This is a genomic window from Pseudomonas sp. NPDC090592 (assembly GCF_044769185.1).
Lineage (GTDB): Bacteria > Pseudomonadota > Gammaproteobacteria > Pseudomonadales > Pseudomonadaceae > Aquipseudomonas.
In genome coordinates this window covers 1-16,504 of sequence record NZ_JBIVXJ010000042.1, presented here as the reverse complement: position 1 = coordinate 16,504, position 16,504 = coordinate 1, and the positions used below count along the sequence as shown (strand labels likewise).

The 16,504-nt window shown below is 64.7% G+C and carries 14 protein-coding genes; 4 read left to right on the top strand and 10 right to left on the bottom strand.

Annotation, left to right across the window (positions count from 1 at the left end):
• The first annotated feature begins 15 nt into the window (after positions 1-15).
• From mpl to ACIQUI_RS26265, 3 genes are read left to right on the top strand one after another with little or no spacing between them, the layout of a single operon-like run.
• A complete protein-coding gene (gene mpl, locus ACIQUI_RS26275; protein ID WP_403203631.1) occupies positions 16-1,365 on the top strand; it encodes a UDP-N-acetylmuramate:L-alanyl-gamma-D-glutamyl-meso-diaminopimelate ligase in 1,350 nt (449 codons plus the stop codon).
• Positions 1,362-1,991, top strand: a complete 630-nt coding sequence (gene ubiX, locus ACIQUI_RS26270; protein ID WP_403203629.1) for a flavin prenyltransferase UbiX — start codon at positions 1,362-1,364, stop codon at positions 1,989-1,991. Before mpl ends, ubiX begins: the two co-directional genes overlap by 4 nt.
• Positions 1,988-2,275 carry a YceK/YidQ family lipoprotein gene (locus ACIQUI_RS26265; protein WP_403203627.1) on the top strand — a complete coding sequence of 96 codons (288 nt, stop codon included), beginning with the start codon at positions 1,988-1,990 and terminating at the stop codon, positions 2,273-2,275. Before ubiX ends, ACIQUI_RS26265 begins: the two co-directional genes overlap by 4 nt.
• Before the next feature lie 107 nt (positions 2,276-2,382).
• On the opposite strand, the gene ACIQUI_RS26260 is transcribed toward ACIQUI_RS26265, so the two are convergent.
• The 6 genes from ACIQUI_RS26260 to ACIQUI_RS26235 form a co-directional block, all read right to left on the bottom strand.
• On the bottom strand, positions 2,383-3,027 hold the full coding sequence (locus ACIQUI_RS26260) for an oxidoreductase (RefSeq protein ID WP_403203625.1): 645 nt from the start codon (positions 3,025-3,027) through the stop codon (positions 2,383-2,385).
• Positions 3,028-3,054: 27 nt separating this feature from the next.
• Positions 3,055-4,788, bottom strand: a complete 1,734-nt coding sequence (locus ACIQUI_RS26255) for a C13 family peptidase (RefSeq protein WP_403203623.1) — start codon at positions 4,786-4,788, stop codon at positions 3,055-3,057.
• Positions 4,789-5,456: 668 nt separating this feature from the next.
• Positions 5,457-6,563: an acetoin dehydrogenase dihydrolipoyllysine-residue acetyltransferase subunit gene (locus ACIQUI_RS26250; RefSeq protein ID WP_403203621.1), complete on the bottom strand. Its 1,107-nt coding sequence runs from the start codon at positions 6,561-6,563 to the stop codon at positions 5,457-5,459.
• Positions 6,560-7,582, bottom strand: coding sequence for an alpha-ketoacid dehydrogenase subunit beta (locus ACIQUI_RS26245; RefSeq protein WP_403203619.1), 1,023 nt, complete (start codon positions 7,580-7,582; stop codon positions 6,560-6,562). Before ACIQUI_RS26245 ends, ACIQUI_RS26250 begins: the two co-directional genes overlap by 4 nt.
• Positions 7,583-7,615: 33 nt before the next feature.
• Positions 7,616-8,593: a thiamine pyrophosphate-dependent dehydrogenase E1 component subunit alpha gene (locus tag ACIQUI_RS26240; protein WP_403203617.1), complete on the bottom strand. Its 978-nt coding sequence runs from the start codon at positions 8,591-8,593 to the stop codon at positions 7,616-7,618.
• A 22-nt stretch (positions 8,594-8,615) separates the two neighbouring features.
• Positions 8,616-9,671, bottom strand: a complete 1,056-nt coding sequence (locus ACIQUI_RS26235) for an ATP-NAD kinase family protein (protein ID WP_403203615.1) — start codon at positions 9,669-9,671, stop codon at positions 8,616-8,618.
• Between the two features lie 284 nt (positions 9,672-9,955).
• On the opposite strand from ACIQUI_RS26235, the gene ACIQUI_RS26230 reads away from it, so the two are divergent.
• Positions 9,956-11,809, top strand: a complete 1,854-nt coding sequence (locus ACIQUI_RS26230; protein ID WP_403203613.1) for a sigma-54-dependent Fis family transcriptional regulator — start codon at positions 9,956-9,958, stop codon at positions 11,807-11,809.
• Between the two features lie 172 nt (positions 11,810-11,981).
• On the opposite strand, the gene accC is transcribed toward ACIQUI_RS26230, so the two are convergent.
• The 4 genes from accC to ACIQUI_RS26210 form a co-directional block, all read right to left on the bottom strand.
• Positions 11,982-13,337: an acetyl-CoA carboxylase biotin carboxylase subunit gene (gene accC / locus ACIQUI_RS26225; RefSeq protein WP_198751441.1), complete on the bottom strand. Its 1,356-nt coding sequence runs from the start codon at positions 13,335-13,337 to the stop codon at positions 11,982-11,984.
• Positions 13,338-13,354: 17 nt separating this feature from the next.
• Positions 13,355-13,819: an acetyl-CoA carboxylase biotin carboxyl carrier protein gene (gene accB, locus ACIQUI_RS26220; RefSeq protein WP_403203610.1), complete on the bottom strand. Its 465-nt coding sequence runs from the start codon at positions 13,817-13,819 to the stop codon at positions 13,355-13,357.
• Between the two features lie 97 nt (positions 13,820-13,916).
• On the bottom strand, positions 13,917-14,372 hold the full coding sequence (gene aroQ, locus ACIQUI_RS26215; protein WP_003255330.1) for a type II 3-dehydroquinate dehydratase: 456 nt from the start codon (positions 14,370-14,372) through the stop codon (positions 13,917-13,919).
• Between the two features lie 179 nt (positions 14,373-14,551).
• The gene (locus ACIQUI_RS26210) at positions 14,552-16,324 is read right to left on the bottom strand and encodes a protein-disulfide reductase DsbD (protein ID WP_403203608.1); all 1,773 of its coding nucleotides are present in this window, start codon (positions 16,322-16,324) and stop codon (positions 14,552-14,554) included.
• Positions 16,325-16,504 lie beyond the last annotated feature (180 nt).

The window sequence follows — 16,504 nt, the reverse complement described above, 5'->3', positions numbered from 1 at the left end:
TTTGCGAGGTCGACCATGCATATTCACATTCTCGGTATTTGCGGCACTTTCATGGGTTCGCTGGCAGTGCTGGCCAAGGAACTTGGCCATCGCGTCACCGGCTCGGACGCCAACGTCTATCCCCCGATGAGCACCCAGCTCGAAGCCCAGGGCATCGAACTGACCCAAGGCTATGACCCGGCCCAGCTGGACCCGGCGCCAGACCTGGTGGTCATCGGCAATGCCATGTCGCGTGGCAACCCCGCTGTGGAGTACGTGCTGAACAAGGGCCTGCCCTATGTGTCCGGCCCGCAATGGCTGGCTGACCACGTGCTGCACGGCCGCTGGGTACTGGCCGTGGCCGGCACCCACGGCAAGACCACCACCAGCAGCATGCTGGCCTGGGTGTTGGAGCACGCGGGCATGAGCCCGGGCTTCCTGATTGGCGGTGTGCCGCAAAACTTCTCGGTATCGGCGCGCCTGGGCGATACGCCGTTTTTCGTGGTCGAAGCCGACGAGTACGACAGTGCCTTCTTCGACAAGCGCTCGAAGTTTGTGCATTACCACCCACGTACCGCGATCCTCAACAACCTTGAGTTCGATCATGCGGACATCTTCCCGGACCTGGCCTCGATCGAGCGGCAGTTCCACCACCTGGTACGCACCATCCCGGGCGAAGGCCTGGTCATTCACCCCACTACCGAACAAGCGCTGGAGCGAGTGATCGGCATGGGCTGCTGGACCCCGGTGCAGACCACAGGCGCTGGTGGCCAGTGGCAGGCGCGTCTGCTCAGCCCCGACGGCTCGCGTTTCGAAGTGCTGTTCGAGGGCGAGGCCCAAGGCATTGTGGACTGGGCAATGACTGGCCAGCACAACGTCGCCAACGCCTTGGCTACCTTGGCCGCTGCCCGCCATGTTGGCGTGGTGCCGGCCATGGGTATCGAGGGCCTCAGCGCCTTCAAGAGCGTCAAACGGCGCATGGAGAAGGTTGCCGAAGTGCAGGGCGTGACCATCTACGATGACTTCGCCCACCACCCGACCGCCATCGCCACCACCCTCGACGGCCTGCGCAAGCGCGTTGGCGAGGCCCCGGTGATTGCCGTGATCGAGCCACGCTCCAATTCGATGAAGCTTGGCGCCCACCGTGACGGTTTGCCGGAAAGCGTCAACGACGCCGACCAGGTGATCTGGTACGCCCCGGCCAACCTCGGTTGGGACCTGGCTGCCACCGCGGCGAAGTGCAGCGTACCGAGCGTGGTCGCCGACAGCCTCGAGGCGATCATCGCGCGGGTCAAGGGCCAGGCCCGCCCAGGCACTCACGTGGTGATCATGAGCAACGGCGGCTTCGGTGGCCTGCACGGCAAGCTCGCCGAGGCCCTGAAGTGAGCGGGCCGGAACGCATCACCCTGGCCATGACGGGCGCTTCGGGCGCCCAGTATGGCCTGCGCCTGCTTGACTGCCTGGTGCGCGAGGACCGCGAGGTGCACTTCCTGATCTCCAAGGCCGCGCAGTTGGTGATGGCGACCGAGACCGACGTGGTGCTGCCGGCCAAGCCCCAGGCGATGCAGGCCTTTCTCACCGAATACACCGGCGCCGCCAATGGGCAGATCCGTGTGTACGGCAAGGAAGACTGGATGTCGCCGGTGGCCTCCGGCTCCGGCGCTCCGGCGGCGATGGTGGTGGTGCCTTGTTCCACCGGCACCTTGTCGGCAATTGCCACCGGTGCCTGCAACAACCTGATCGAGCGCGCTGCCGACGTCACCCTGAAGGAACGTCGCCAGTTGATCCTGGTACCACGCGAGGCACCGTTCTCCACCATTCACCTGGAGAACATGCTCAAGCTGTCGCAAATGGGCGCGGTTATCCTGCCGGCAGCGCCAGGCTTCTACCACCAGCCGCAGACCATCGACGACCTGGTCGACTTTGTGGTGGCGCGCATTCTCAACCTGCTGAATATTCCCCAGGACATGTTGCCGCGTTGGGGCGAACACCACTTCGGGGTGGATGATTGAAGCGAGCGCTGCTGGGTTTGCTGGCGCTGGGGTTGCTGGGTGGCTGCGCCACGGTGCGTACGCTGGATGCCGCAAAGCCCGGGGCGCCGGTGGTGTACGCCGGTACCCGGCTGGATTTGTACGTGATCAATGGCGGGTGTTGCCCGCGGGACCACTACGGGGCTGAAGCACCGGCCTATCCTGGGTTGGACCTGCCTGGCAGCATGTTGCTCGATACCCTGTTGCTGCCGTTGTCGTTGCTGACAGCGGCCGGTGTGGGCTTCCAGGCCACAGGGGGCCTGTGATGGCCCTTTCGCGGGCGCGCCCGCTCCCACAGGATTGTGTGTCCTTCAGCTGATCACTGTACCTGTGGGAGCGGGCAAGCCCGCGAAGAGGCCCTTTCAGGTGAAGCTTAGATCTTGCCCAGCCTGCGCAACTCATCCGACTCCACAACCCGCACCCCGTCCTCTTCCTCCAGCGCCAGGCGCCACAAGGCCCGGGCCAGGGTACAAGCCTCGATCCCCCGGTACTTACCCGGTATCAGCCTGGAAAACGGCGAAACCAATTGCTCGGTGAGCCGCGGTTCGATCCGCTCGCCCAGTAGCAACGACGGCCGCACGATGGTCAGCTGTGGCCAGTCCTGCGCCTTCAGCGCCTCTTCCATCTCGCCTTTGACCCGGTTGTAGAAAATCGACGATTTCGGGTCGGCGCCCAGCGCACTGACCACCAGCAGATGCCGCGCCCCCATCTCCCGGGCGCGCTTGCTGAAGGCCACCACCATGTCCAGGTCCACCGCGCGGAAGGCCGACTCGGAACCGGCCTGTTTCAGCGTGGTTCCCAGGCAGCAATAGGCGATATCAACCCGCCCGGCCAGCTGCGGCAGGAACACGGCCGGGTCACCCACCGGGTTTTCCAGGTGCGGGTGCTCGGCCAGCGGCCGGCGGGTAGGCGCCAGCACGCGGGTGATGGTGGGTTCGTTGAGCAGGCGGTCTAGCAGGTGTTCACCGGTCAGGCCGGTGGCACCGGCAAGCAGGACATGCTGAGGCGTCAAATACATGATGTCTCTCCCTTGTTACACACAAGTCTAGTGGTTGCCGGGCGTTTTTGCCCGTGGCCCCACGTTGGCCTGTGTGGCGTTACGCAACGCTTCTTCGGCCTGTTGGCGACGCAGCTGCTGCCAGTGCTCAAGCACCGCAGGCGGTGCCCACAACTGCGGTTCCGAGGCCTCGAAGCCTTCCCTTTGTTCCCGTTCGGCAACGCTGGTGCGTGCCAGTTCAAACGCCTGCTTCAGGTCGTCGGTCTGGTTCAACGCTTCTGCGAACAAGGCATCGCCAAAGTAGGTGAAGTCGGCTTCTTCCGAGCAACCGAACGACACCCGGTCAGCCCGCGCGGCGGTCATGATCAGCGTCCGGTCATCCTTGAGCGGGGCGATGTAGCCCCCTGAATAGCAGGCCGAGATGACGATTACCTTGTCGCGGTCCTTCAGCGGCGCCAGGGCAGTGGCCAGTTCGTCGGCGGAAAGGTCGGCCAGCTGCAGGCGCGGCTGGTCGAGCACCAGTTGGTGGTCTTCGCTGCCATGGCTGGTGAGGTAGATGAACACCAGGTCCTCGGGGCCGCTGCGCTCGGCCAGGGTCTGCGCGGCGCGGGTAAGGTTTTCGCGGGTGGCCATGGGGCGGGTGGCCATGTGGTCGCGGTGGTTGACCAGGGTCACTTGGCCACGGGCGCCGAAACGCACCTTGAGCATGTTGCTGACGTAGTCGGCCTCGCGCAGGAACACGCTCTGCTGGCCGTCACCGGCAACCACCAGGCTGTAGAGCTGGATCGGTGCCGCCGAGCGCGGCACCCGGGCCAAAGCCTCTTCCAGCAGGCGGCCCTGGTTGAGCAGGGCAATGTCCAACGGGTCGGGCAGCAGCGTGCCTTTCTGGTCGCGCACGCGCACGCCGTTGGCCCACACGCCGCTTTCGACTTTGCCGCTTGGCAGAATCAACCGGCCACGCCCGTGGTAGGCATCGTTGAGGAAACCGCCGATGTACTTGCTGCCGTCGGCCAGTTGCAGGCTGCCTTCGCCCGACAGGCGCCAGTCGACGAAAGAGCCTTTGTAGTGGCTGCCATCGCTGCCAAGCAGTTCACCTTCGCCATTTAATGAGCCGTCCTTGAATTCGCCGATCCACACATCGCCATCGACGTTTTCATAGCGGCCACGGCCTTCCAGGCGGTTGTCCTTGAACTCACCGATGTACTGTTCGCCATCGACGCTGTCGTAGGTGCCGCTGCCTTGCAACTGGCCGTTGATGAAGTGGCCGCTGAACTGGTTGCCGCTGGCATCGCTGCGCACCCCGGCGCCGTTGGGCTTGCCCTTGGCAAACAGGCCCTGGTAGCGGCTACCGTCGGCCAGTTCCAGCTCGCCTGCGCCGTCGTACTGGTCGTCCTTGAACTGGCCACGGTAGGTCTGGTCCGCTTGCTTGAGGGTGCCTTCGCCGTCGCGGCGGCCATGTTTGAACGTGCCGCCGTAGTGGCTACCCGGCGTGGTCAGGTCGCCCAGCCCCTGGAACAGCCCTTCGGCGAACTGGCCACGGTACACCTCACCGTTCTGGCCATGCCATTCGCCCTGGCCATGCCACTGGCCGTCCTTGAAGCTGCCGGCGTACCAGCTGCCGTTGGGGTAGTCGATACGGCCCTCGCCCTGCAGCAGGCCATCCACCACCTCGCCCCGGTAACGCCCCCCGTCAGGCAGGCGTGCGTCTGGAGGAAGCAGCGATTCGCCATCGCCACAGGCGGCGAGCAGCAGGACCAGGGTGATGGGGAGCAGTGGACGCATGGCGAGGACCGGGAAATAGGTCTGCCGAGTATGACGCAGAATGGGGGGCTGAGACAGATATGGCATAAGCCGATGGGTCATGCGCCGGCGCTTTTTTGTGGGAGCGGGAATGCCCGCGAACACCGGCGAAGCCGGTACCATACACCGAGTCGCCTGCTTCGCGGGCATGCCCGCTCCCACAGGATTTGTGCTGCCCTTGGGGCTTGTGTAGTACCTGTGTGGCTTGCCGGCGATGAGGCCGGTCGGCTCAACCTCAATGCAGATCGCGTGATGGTGGTGAGGGGCATGTCGGGGGATTGGGTGGGGGCTGACAGGTGCATGCCTTGAGTTGGTCTGCGCCTGTGAGATCGAGCGCCGCCCGCGCGGCGCTTCGCGGGACAAGCCCGCTCCCACATCTGTTTCGGGCCAGTCACTCCTGTGAGGTCACCTCTGCCCGCCTTGTTTGTTCCATTCGATATCGAGGTAGGCAACTGCTCTTCATCCATCTCCAGCCATGCACCAAGGCTGCAACCCACCTGACACAGGAATAATTGGCTCGAAACAGATGTGGGAGCGGGCTTGTCCCGCGAAGCGCCGCGCGGGCGGCGCTCGATCTCACAGGCGCTGAAAGACCCAAGGCATGCACCTCCATGCCCCAACGCCACCCCAAGACATACACCTCATCTCCCTCAACGCCCCCGCAAAAACTCCACCATCTTCCGATTCACCTCATCAGCCGCCTCCATCTGCACCATATGCCCGGCCTCCGGTAGCACCAGCACTTCAGCCTCCAGGCCTTCGACATGGCTGGCCGGGATGATCGCGTCCTTGCCGCCCCACACCACCAGTGCCGGATGCTGCCCCAGCACCCCGCGCAGGTCGTGGCGCTGACGCTCGCCGTCGGCGATTGTTGATGCCAGCTGTTGCAGGGCCTGATCCACACCTTCCAGGCGCTTGAACTTGAGCATGTCCTCCAGCATCTGCCGGGTGACCAGAGCCGGGTCCGCGAACAACTGCACCATCTGCGGTTTCAGGGCATTGCGGTTGGCAGCGCTGACGAAGCCTTGCAGGTACTGCCCGTTGATCGCCTCGCCCAGGCCGGCACTGGCCACCAGGCTCAGGCTGGCCACCCGCTGCGGTGCCAGGCGCGCCACGTTCAGGCTGACCGCGCCGCCCATGGAGTGCCCGGCCAGGTGCGCCTTGGCGATGTCCAGATGGTCGAGCAGGGCCAGCACGCTTTCGCTCAGCTCATCCAGGTCGCCGCGTTGCAGGGCCTTGGCCGACTCGCCATGGCCCGGCAAATCAAGGGCGATCACCCGGCGCTCGGCTGCCAGTGCCGGGTGGTTGAACAGCCAGTTGTTGAGGTCACCAGCAAAACCGTGCACCAGCACCAGTGGCGTGCCGCCTTCGCCCAGTTCGAACCAGCGCAGCAGGCGCCCGCCCACTTCAGCCTTCTGCGGGGCCGGCCCCTGTGCCTGATCGGCGCCGCCTTCGGCAACGAACTCGGCCTGGAAGCGCTGTACCACCGCATCAATTTCGGATTCCTCGGCTTCGCCTTCCACCACTACGGCCAGCAACGCGCCAACCGGCAGGGTTTCATCCGGCCTGGCCACCTGGCGGCGTAGCACACCACTGAAAGGGGCTTCGACGCTGCTGCTGATCTTGTCGGTCTCGACGTCCAGCACCTCGTCGCCCTTGTTGATCTCGTCACCTTCCTGCTTGAGCCAGGTGTCTACCCGGCCCTCGGTCATCGACAAGCCCCACTTGGGCATGGTCAGCGTATGGATCTGGCTCATGCGGCGCTCCTTGCGGCTTCGATCACCTTGCGCACGGCCGCTTCGATCTTCGCCGCGTCAGGGATGTACAGGTCCTCCAAGGCATCGGAGAACGGTACCGGGGTGTGCGGGGCAGTGACCATTTCGATGGGGCCCTTGAGCGCAGCGAAGGCCTTCTGCGCCACCAGCGCACTGATGTCGGTGGCCATGGAACAACGCGGGTTGGCTTCGTCGATCACCACCAACCGGCCGGTTTTTTCCACGCTTTCCAGAATGCTGTCTTCATCCAGCGGGCTGGTGGTGCGCAGGTCCAGTACTTCGCAGTCGATGCCCTGGCGGGCAAGGTTGTTGGCGGCCTCCAGGGCCACATGCACCATGCGGCCATAGGTGACCAGCGTCACGTCGTCGCCATCGCGCAGGAAGTTGGCCTCACCAAACGGCACGCTGTACACCTCTTCCGGCACCTCGCCCTGCATGCTGTACAGCAGCTTGTGCTCGCAGAAGATCACCGGGTCGTTGTCACGGATCGCCTGGATCAGCAGGCCTTTGGCATCGTAGGGCGAGGACGGGCAGACCACCTTCAGGCCGGGGATGTGCGTCCACAGCGAGGTGAGCATCTGCGAGTGCTGGGCGGCAGCGCGCAGGCCGGCGCCGTACATGGTGCGCATCACCAGCGGGGTGACCGCCTTGCCGCCGAACATGTAGCGGAATTTGGCAGCCTGGTTGAGGATCTGGTCCAGGCAGCAGCCAGCGAAGTCGACGAACATCAGTTCGCACACCGGGCGCAGGCCCTGGGTGGCGGCACCGACGGCGGCGCCGACGTAGCCGATCTCCGACAGTGGCGCGTCGAGCACGCGGCCCGGAAACTGGTGGTACAGGCCTTTGGTCACGCCCAGCACGCCGCCCCAGGCGTCATCCTCGCCGGGCGCGCCGGCACCACCGGCCACGTCTTCACCGATGATGAACACCGTGTTGTCGCGGCGCATTTCCTGAGCCAGGGCTTCGTTGATGGCCTGCTGGTAGCTGATCTTTCTTGCCATGGTGGTTCTCCTGTTGTTCTTGTAATCCGCGGCTCAGGGGTAGGCGACGTAGACGTCGGTGAGCAGGTCGGCGGGCTGTGGCTTGGGATCGGACTTGGCACGGCGCACGGCGTCTTCGATCAGGTCCTCGATGCGGGCGTCGATGGCGTCCAGTTGCTCGGCAGTGAGCAGGCCGGCACGGGTGGTCTTGTTGCGGAACTGCATCAGGCAGTCGCGGGTTTCGCGCAGGTTCTTCACTTCATCGGGTGCACGGTAGGTTTGTGCATCACCTTCGAAGTGGCCGTAGTAGCGGCTGAGCTTGACCTCGATCAGCGATGGCCCTTGCCCGGCACGCGCGCGCTCGATGGCGGCGCCAGCGGCTTCGTACACGGCAAAGAAGTCGAAGCCGTCGATGGTGACGCCAGGCATGCCGAAGCCGGCGGCGCGGTCGGCAATATGGTCGCAGGCTACTGACCAGTTGGAGGCGGTGGCCTCGGCGTAGCCGTTGTTCTCGGCCACGAAGATGCAGGGCAGGTTCATGATCGACGCCATGTTCATGGCCTCGAACACCGCGCCTTCGTTGGAGGCGCCATCGCCGAAGAAGGCCACTGACACATCGTCGCGGCCCTTGATCTTGGCCGCCAGCGCCGCCCCGGCCACCAGCGGCGCGCCGGCACCGACAATGCCGTTGGCACCGAGCATGCCTTTTTCCAGGTCGGCAATGTGCATCGAGCCGCCCTTGCCGCCGCACACGCCGGTCTTCTTGCCGTAGATCTCGGCCATCATGCCGTACACGTCTACGCCCTTGGCAATGCAGTGGCCATGGCCGCGGTGGGTGGAGGCAATGCAGTCGCTGTCGCGCAGGTGGGCCATGACCCCGGCTGCGGAGGCCTCTTCGCCGGCATACAGGTGAACGAAGCCGGGGATCTCGCCGGTGGCGAACTCCACGTGCAGGCGTTCTTCGAATGCACGGATGGTGCGCATCACTTCATAGGCATGCAGCAGTTGTTCGGTACTGAGTTGATTGGACATCTTGTTGTTCTCCAGGGTTGTCTCAACGCGGGTATGCAGGGTGCAGCCGGTGGCCGCGCGGTACGGCCAGCAGGTGATGGCGGGCGGCGTGCGCCAGTACGGCCTCGACATCCACGCTTAGCGGGCCTTGGTGGTCGAGGGTGACGGTGGGCGTATCGTGCTCGGCGAACTCGATCTCGCGTTCGCCGTCCAGGGCCAAGGTGCCGCTGGCCAGGCTCAGGCGGTGGGCCACGCCGGGCGTCAGCGGGCCGCTGGCGGTGATGCCGCAGGCTTGCAGCAGGCCAGGCGCCAGTGGCGCCAGCAGCGCCTGCTCGGCACCGGGGTTCAGGCGTACCCAGGCGCCATGCGGGTCCTGGCGCGACACTGGGTGCCACAGGCCACACAGGGCGGAAAGGCCAATGGCATGGGGCTCGGCGAAACAGGCAAACACCTCACACAGGTCTTCGCTGCGGCTGAGTGCACGGGCACCGATGAAGCGCTGGGGCGATACCGCCACCTCCACCAAGGCCCATTCGGCAAGCTGTTGTTCTGGCACCTTCACCAGCAGGCGCTTGTTGCGGCGCAGGCCGATGCTGGCCGGTACCCGGCCGCTTGCAAGCAGGCCACCCGCCAGGCCCGCGCTGGTGGCCTCGCGCAGTTCGGGGAAGGCATTGTTGGTGCCGGTAGACAGGGTCAGCAGCGGCACGTCACCGGCTTCGGCAGCGACCGCCTTGTGGGTGCCGTCGCCACCCAGCACGGCGATCATCGCCACGCCGCGCTCGACCATGCGTCGAGTGGCCAGGCGGGTATCGGCAACCGTCTGGGTCAGCGGCAGGTCGAGTATTTCGATGGCCGGCCAGTGCTGGTCGGCGGCGACCGGGCCCTGGCTGGCCTTGAGCACGGCGGCGGCGATGCCGGTCATGTCGCTGGGAAGCAGGACCTGGCCGATACCGGTGCCGCCGAAGGCCGCCAGCAGGCGCTGGATGGCCGAGGCCTTGTCGGTGCTCGAATAGAGCCCGGCATTGGCGGTGAGGCGGCGCAGGTCGCGGCCAGAGGCAGGGTTGGCAATGATCCCGACGATCGGGGCGGGTAGCGGCATGGCGCACCTCGTATTTTTTGTTTGCCAGAGCAGGAGCAAGCGCGGTGCCAGCTTTGTTGTGACTGGCTGAAAAGCCTTTGGCAGAGCAGTTGTTGCGTTCCACGGCAGCGGCCATTGGCAGCGCGAGCGAGACGCGGGGTGCCAGCGCTGGGCTAACCTGGGCGAGACGCTGAGACGCAGCGTCTCAAGCCAGCCGGTAATCACGCAGTGCTTGTCGGGGCATGCCTGGAAGCGCTTAATGGCCGGACAACGATAAAAACAGCAACGAGAACCGGAGGGCCTGAATGCTTGCCGCGAACTCCCGAGCCCATGTCGACTGCGTCAGCCGGGTGCTGAAGAATGCCGAGCGCCTGCCACAGGCGCCGGTGCCACCGCTGATCCTCGATTCATGGCGCCGATCCATGGAGCTGTACCGCCTCGACCCTGGGTCCCAGCAGGGGCCGCGTATTCTTTCCCAAAGCCTGCTCAACGAATGCCGCGAACGCGCCGAACTGTTCCTGCGCATCGCCAGCGATGCCGTGGCACGCCTGCACGAGCGCGTACGCGGCGCCGACTATTGCGTGCTGCTGACCGATGCCCAGGGGCGCACCATCGATTACCGGGTCGAGTCGGCCATACGCAACGACTGTCGCAAGGCCGGGTTGTACCTGGGTACCTGCTGGTCGGAGGGCGAGGAGGGCACCTGCGGCGTGGCGGCGGTGCTGACCAGCAAGGCGCCGGTCACGGTGCACAAGCGCGATCACTTTCGCGCTGCCTTCATCGGCCTGACCTGCACCGCGGCGCCGGTATTCGACCCACAGGGCGAGTTGCTGGGCGTGGTGGATGTTTCGGCGTTGCAGTCGCCGGATGACCGCCGCAGCCAGCACCTGATCCGCCAACTGGTCGAGCAGACCGCCCGTGAAATCGAAAACGCCTTCTTCATGCACAGCGCCCAGGGCCACTGGGTGATGCGCGCCCACGGCACGCCGGGCTATGTGGAAAGCCAGCCTGACTACCTGCTGGCCTGGGATGCCGATGGCCGCCTGCAGGCCATCAACAGCCTGGCGCGGCAACGGTTGGTGGAGCGCCTGGGGCGGTTGCCCGAACATATTGGCGAACTGTTCGACATGGACCAGCTGCGCCGCGTGAACGCTGCCTCCGCCCAGCGCCTGCCTGGCTTGGGCGGCTTGTATGGCCGGGTAAGCGCGCCGCAGCAGCGCCAGCGCACGCAGCCTTTGCACCAGGCTCAGGATGCCCGTATCGAGCAGCACCTGCGGTTGGCCACGCGGGTCAAGGACTGCAACCTGGCGGTGCTGGTGCAGGGTGAGACAGGCGCGGGCAAGGAAGTGTTCGCCCGCCAGTTGCACCGGCAGAGCCAACGGCGTGACGGCCCATTTGTGACGCTGAACTGCGCGGCTATCCCGGAGAGCCTGATCGAGAGCGAGCTGTTCGGCTACGTGGCCGGGGCCTTCACCGGGGCTTCCAGCAAAGGCATGCAGGGGCTGTTGCAGCAGGCTGATGGTGGCACGCTGTTTCTCGACGAGATCGGCGACATGCCGCTGAACCTGCAAACGCGCCTGTTGCGGGTGCTGGCCGAGGGTGAAGTGGCGCCATTGGGTGCGGCGCGGCGTGAGCGGGTGGATATCCAGGTGATCTGCGCCACCCACCGCGACCTGGCGGCGATGGTGGAAGATGGGCGTTTTCGTGAGGACCTGTATTTCCGCCTGGCCAACGCCCGGTTCGAGTTGCCGCCGCTGCGTGAGCGTGAGGATCGGTTGGGGCTGATTCATCAGCTACTGGCCGAAGAGGCCGATGCGTGTGCTGTCGAGGTGATGCTGGCAGATGATGCGCTGCACGCATTGCTGGTTTACCGTTGGCCGGGGAACCTGCGCCAGCTGCGGCAGGTGTTGCGCTATGCCTGCGCGGTGAGCGAGGGTGGGCAGGTGCGGGTGCAGGATTTGCCGCAGGAAGTACGCGGTGAGGTGGTTGGCACAGCTGAAAGCGCCGTGTCGTGCCCGGCGCGGCAGCTGTTGCTGGATGCGCTTATTCGCCACCGCTGGAAGCCCGCTGATGCGGCGCGGGCGTTGGGGATATCGCGGGCGACCTTGTATCGGCGGGTCCATGAGCACCGCATCGAGATGCCGCGGATGAAGGGGTAGGGCCATGGGGCTGCTTTGCAGCCCATCGCCGGCAAGCCAGCTCCCACCTTGACCGCGCAGGCTTCAAGCCATGCGCAATACCTGTGGGAGCCTGGCTTGCCAGCGATGAGGCCCTGGCAAGTAATAAAAACCCCGGCACAAGGCCGGGGTTCTGGTACATCACACTACTCGATCAATGCTCGTTGGCCAGCTTGTGTTCGAGGTAGTGAATGTTGACGCCGCCTTTGCAGAAACCTTCATCACGCACCAGGTCGCGGTGCAGCGGGATGTTGGTCTTGATGCCGTCGACGACGATCTCGTCCAGGGCATTGCGCATGCGCGCCATGGCTTCGTCGCGGTCCTTGCCGTAGGTGATCAGCTTGCCGATCAGCGAGTCGTAGTTCGGCGGAACCGAGTAACCGCTGTACAGGTGCGAATCAACACGTACGCCGTTACCACCCGGGGCGTGGAAGTGCTTCACCTTGCCTGGGCTCGGGATGAATTTCTTCGGGTCTTCGGCGTTGATACGGCATTCCAGCGAGTGGCCACGAATCACCACGTCTTCCTGGCGGAACGACAGCTTGTTGCCAGCGGCGATGCTCAGCATCTCCTTGACGATGTCGATACCGGTCACCATCTCCGACACCGGGTGCTCAACCTGCACGCGGGTGTTCATCTCGATGAAGTAGAAACGGCCGTTTTCGTACAGGAACTCGAAGGTACCGGCACCGCGGTAGCCGATCTCGATGCACGCATCGACGCAACGCTTGAACACTTCCTGGCGGGCTTTCTCGTCGATGCCCGGGGCTGGTGCTTCTTCCAGTACCTTCTGGTGACGACGCTGCAGCGAGCAGTCGCGGTCGCCCAGGTGGATAGCGTTGCCCTGGCCGTCGGACAGTACCTGCACTTCCACGTGGCGTGGGTTGGTCAGGAACTTCTCCAGGTACACCATCGGGTTGCCGAAGGCAGCACCGGCTTCGGTACGGGTGAGCTTGGCCGAGGCGATCAGGTCCTCTTCCTTGTGCACCACGCGCATGCCGCGACCACCACCGCCACCGGCGGCCTTGATGATCACCGGGTAGCCGACGTCACGGGCAATCGCCAGGGCGACTTCTTCGTCTTCCGGCAGTGGGCCATCAGAGCCCGGCACGGTCGGTACGCCCGACTTGATCATCGCGTCCTTGGCCGAAACCTTGTCGCCCATCAGGCGAATGGTGTCGGCTTTCGGGCCGATGAAGGCAAAACCGGACTTTTCCACCTGCTCGGCGAAATCGGCGTTTTCCGCGAGGAAGCCGTAGCCTGGGTGAATGGCGGTAGCGCCTGTCACTTCAGCCGCGGCGATGATCGCCGGGATGTGCAGGTAAGAATCTTTGGACGAAGCAGGACCAATGCAGACCGACTCGTCTGCCAGGCCCAGGTGCATCAGTTCGCGGTCGGCCGTGGAGTGCACGGCGACGGTCTTGATGCCCAGCTCTTTGCAGGCACGCAGGATCCGCAGGGCAATTTCCCCGCGGTTGGCGATCAGGACTTTTTCCAGCTTCCCAGACATCGTTGGCTCTCCGCGAATCAAACGACGGTGAACAGCGGCTGGTCGAACTCAACCGGCTGGCCGTCTTCTACCAGGATGGCGTCGATGACACCGCCAACATCGGCTTCGATGTGGTTCATCATCTTCATGGCTTCGACGATGCACAGGGTGTCGCCTTTCTTCACGGTCTGGCCAACTTCAGCGAAGTTTGGCGAGGTCGGCGAAGGCTTGCGGTAGAAGGTACCTACCATCGGCGAACGGATCACGGTGCCTTTCAGGGCTGGGGCAGCAGCGGCAGCTTCGGCAGCCGGTGCAGCAGCTGCAGCGACCGGGGCAGCAACAGGTGCGGCAGCCATCGGTGCAGGTGCGTAGAACTGCTGGGCAGCTGGGGTCTTGCTGTGACGGCTGATACGGACCGACTCTTCGCCTTCCTTGATCTCCAGTTCGTCGATGCCAGACTCTTCCAGCAGCTCGATCAGTTTCTTGACTTTACGGATATCCATTAATCATCAACTCCCAAAGGTTCGGTCAGGGGGCGAAATACAAAAAACGTATCGATACGTTTCTATCGAACCCTGGCCCACTGAGGCCAGGGTTTCATCATTTGGGCTGTGCGTTGGCAGCCAGTTGTTCCAGCGCGGATTCCAGGGCCAGGCGATAACCGCTGGCGCCCAGGCCGCAGATCACTCCTACGGCAACATCGGAAAAGTAGGAGTGGTGACGGAACGGTTCGCGTTTGTGCACGTTGGACAGGTGCACTTCGATGAATGGGATGCTCACCGCAAGCAATGCGTCACGTAATGCGACGCTTGTGTGGGTGAAAGCAGCCGGATTGATCAGGATGAAGTCCACACCCTCGTTGCGTGCGGCGTGAATGCGGTCGATCAGTTCGTATTCGGCATTGCTCTGCAGGTACTGCAGATGGTGGCCTGCGGCGCGGGCACGTTGCTCCAGGTCCTGGTTGATCTGGGCCAGGGTCACGGCGCCGTAGTGGCCTGGCTCGCGGGTACCGAGCAGGTTGAGGTTGGGGCCGTGGAGCACCAGTAGCGTTGCCATCTGCGGATTCCTTGGATTTGTAGGGCAATTCGACACAGCGCGGCGAGTGTGCCGCAAAGCGACGGCAGGTGTCCAGTTCCCGGCAGTAGCCAGCACGATGTCCGAGATTCGCGCGAAGTATGTGACCAAATAATTAAATCTGGTCACTCGTTTCAGGATTTTTCCCGGCACGCGGGAAGTTATAGACCGACTTTGCCGCGCACGCGTGTCAGAATTTGCGCAAATTCACCGGCGTTTATCTCGCCAATCACCCGATCGGCGGTCATTTCGCTGCCGTTCGCGGCAAAGAACAGCAGGGCGGGGGGGCCGAACAGCTGGTAACGGTCCAACAGCGTGCGTTGCTCGGCATTGCTCTCGGTGATGTCGAAACGCAGCAGCTTGAAGGCCGCCAGTTGCGGCTGCACCTGTGGTGCGTTGAGTACTTCGTGTTCGATCACCTTGCAACTGATGCACCAGTCGGCGTACCAGTCCAGCAACACCGGCTGGCCAGCCGCCTTGGCCTGGGCCAGGGCCGCGTCCAGGGCCTCGGGGGTGGTGATGGTCTGCCAGGCATCGGCCTTGGCCGCCGCGCTGCTGGCACTGGCCGCAACCGTTGCCGCCGGCAGTGGCCGCAGCGGGTCACCCTGGCCACTGAGGGCGCCGTACCAGCAAGCCAGGGCGTACACCAGCAAGGCCAGCCCCAGCAGTTGGGCGAGGCGCTGGCGTGGGCTCTTGACGACGAACTCCAGGGCACCGAGGAACAGCGCCACGCCAGCGGCGAGGAAGCCGACCAGCAGCAAGGTCACCGGGCCCGGCAACACGCGGCTGAGCAGGCCGATGGCCAGCCCCAGCAGCAGCACGCCGATGGCGTTCTTCACGGTATTCATCCAGGGGCCGCTCTTCGGCAGCCAGGCTGCGCCACCGGTGGCTACCAGCAGCAGTGGCGCGCCCATGCCGAGGCCCAGGGCAAACAGCTTGAGGGCACCGCCCAAAGCATCGCCGCTGGCGCTGATGTACAGCAGGGCACCGGCCAGGGGCGCCGATACGCACGGCGAAACCAGCAGGCTGGACAGCACGCCCAGCACGGCCGCGCCAAGCAGTGAACCGCCTTTGGTGCGGCTGGCGACGTTATCCAGGCGGTTGCTCAGGGCCTGTGGCAGCTTCAGTTCGAACAGGCCGAACATGGCCAGGGCAAACGCCACGAAGAACAGTGCGAAGGGTACCAGCACCCAGGCCGATTGCAGGCGTGCCTGCAGGTTCAGGCCGGCGCCGAACAGGCCCATCAGCGCGCCAAGCGCCGCGAAGCTGGCGGCCATTGGCAGCACGTACGCCAGTGACAACGACAGCCCGCGCAGGCCGCCGACCTGGCCACGAAGCACCACGCCAGACAAGATCGGCAGCATCGGCAGTACGCAGGGGGTGAACGTCAGGCCGACCCCGGCGAGGAAGAACAGCAGTAGCGATTTCCAGTTCCAGCCGGGTTCGGCGGTTGCAGGGGCGTTTGCGCCGCCTTCGCCATCGATGCTCAGCCGCGCGGTTTCCGGTGGGTAGCACAGGCCCTTGTCGGCGCAGCCCTGGTAGCCCACCAGCAGGGTGAAGGCGCGCGGGTCGGTGCGCGGCAGTTCGATGTCGAGCACCCCGTGGTAAACCTCAACGTCGCCGAAGAACTCGTCGTGTTTGGCCTCGCCCTTGGGGATGTTGGGCGTACCCAGGGAGATGTCGGCCGGCTCGGTGCGGAACTGCAAGCGGTGTCGGTAGAGGTAGTAGCCCTCGGTGGCGACGAAGCGCAGCCTGATGGTGTGTGCATCGGCCTGGACCAGGTTGAGCTTGAAGGCCTCGTGCACCGGCAGGAAGTCGGCATTGTTGGCCAGCGAAGCGGCGCCGAGGGTGGCGCTGGGGCGGTTGTCGAGCAGGCCCGTGGCAAAGGCAGGGCTGGCCAGCAGCAGGAACAGCAGGAAAAACAGGCGGCGCATGGCGGACTCGCGAGGTGGAACGTGCCGGGCATGATAGCGGAGTTGGTGGGGGTTTGGGCCAGCAGTGCTTGCCATGACATGTTTGGCGCCTGGGAGATCGAGCGCCGCCCGCGCGGCGCTTCGCGGGGCAAGCCCGCTCCCACATTTGTTGCAACGTGGCCATGCCTGTAGAAGCGGCGT

What these genes read in the sequence shown, in the direction of transcription:
- mpl (WP_403203631.1), top strand. Translation starts at nt 16, where the DNA reads ATGCATATTCACATTCTCGGTATTTGCGGCACTTTCATGGGTTCGCTG.
- ACIQUI_RS26260 (WP_403203625.1), bottom strand. Translation starts at nt 3,027, where the DNA reads ATGTATTTGACGCCTCAGCATGTCCTGCTTGCCGGTGCCACCGGCCTG.
- ACIQUI_RS26255 (WP_403203623.1), bottom strand. Translation starts at nt 4,788, where the DNA reads ATGCGTCCACTGCTCCCCATCACCCTGGTCCTGCTGCTCGCCGCCTGT.
- ACIQUI_RS26250 (WP_403203621.1), bottom strand. Translation starts at nt 6,563, where the DNA reads ATGAGCCAGATCCATACGCTGACCATGCCCAAGTGGGGCTTGTCGATG.
- ACIQUI_RS26245 (WP_403203619.1), bottom strand. Translation starts at nt 7,582, where the DNA reads ATGGCAAGAAAGATCAGCTACCAGCAGGCCATCAACGAAGCCCTGGCT.
- ACIQUI_RS26240 (WP_403203617.1), bottom strand. Translation starts at nt 8,593, where the DNA reads ATGTCCAATCAACTCAGTACCGAACAACTGCTGCATGCCTATGAAGTG.
- ACIQUI_RS26235 (WP_403203615.1), bottom strand. Translation starts at nt 9,671, where the DNA reads ATGCCGCTACCCGCCCCGATCGTCGGGATCATTGCCAACCCTGCCTCT.
- ACIQUI_RS26230 (WP_403203613.1), top strand. Translation starts at nt 9,956, where the DNA reads ATGCTTGCCGCGAACTCCCGAGCCCATGTCGACTGCGTCAGCCGGGTG.
- accC (WP_198751441.1), bottom strand. Translation starts at nt 13,337, where the DNA reads ATGTCTGGGAAGCTGGAAAAAGTCCTGATCGCCAACCGCGGGGAAATT.
- accB (WP_403203610.1), bottom strand. Translation starts at nt 13,819, where the DNA reads ATGGATATCCGTAAAGTCAAGAAACTGATCGAGCTGCTGGAAGAGTCT.
- aroQ (WP_003255330.1), bottom strand. Translation starts at nt 14,372, where the DNA reads ATGGCAACGCTACTGGTGCTCCACGGCCCCAACCTCAACCTGCTCGGT.
- ACIQUI_RS26210 (WP_403203608.1), bottom strand. Translation starts at nt 16,324, where the DNA reads ATGCGCCGCCTGTTTTTCCTGCTGTTCCTGCTGCTGGCCAGCCCTGCC.